We start from the raw sequence: 281 nt of genomic DNA, 5'->3' as shown, positions 1-281 counted from the left end.
GACGTCGCCTTTAAGAGAATGGGCGACATGGTGCTGGAGGATATGGACCTGATCGACCGCGGGCTGCCGCCGCTGCGCTCCAAGCGGGCGGAACGCGAGACGGTTTCCAGGATGCGATCGAAGCCGGTCGACAAGAACTGAGGACGAATTTCCGGTAACCGCGCAACGTCATTGCAGGCGTCGGCGGAGTACAATTGAATCGAACGTGGGGCTACCGAAAAGGTTCAATTTGCGCCGTATCCTGTTTCGACAGAATTATCGTCTCTCTAATCGCCTCATCG

At 56.9% G+C, this 281-nt stretch carries 1 pseudogene; it reads left to right on the top strand.

Annotated features, from left to right (window positions below):
• Window positions 1–141, top strand: a pseudogene (locus EN853_RS35070) (hydroxyacid dehydrogenase); the annotation flags it as partial.
• Between the last annotated feature and the right edge of the window lie 140 nt (window positions 142–281).

Source organism: Mesorhizobium sp. M1C.F.Ca.ET.210.01.1.1 (assembly GCF_004791585.1).
Taxonomy (GTDB): domain Bacteria; phylum Pseudomonadota; class Alphaproteobacteria; order Rhizobiales; family Rhizobiaceae; genus Mesorhizobium.
This window is presented reverse-complemented; position numbering and strand designations above follow the sequence as displayed.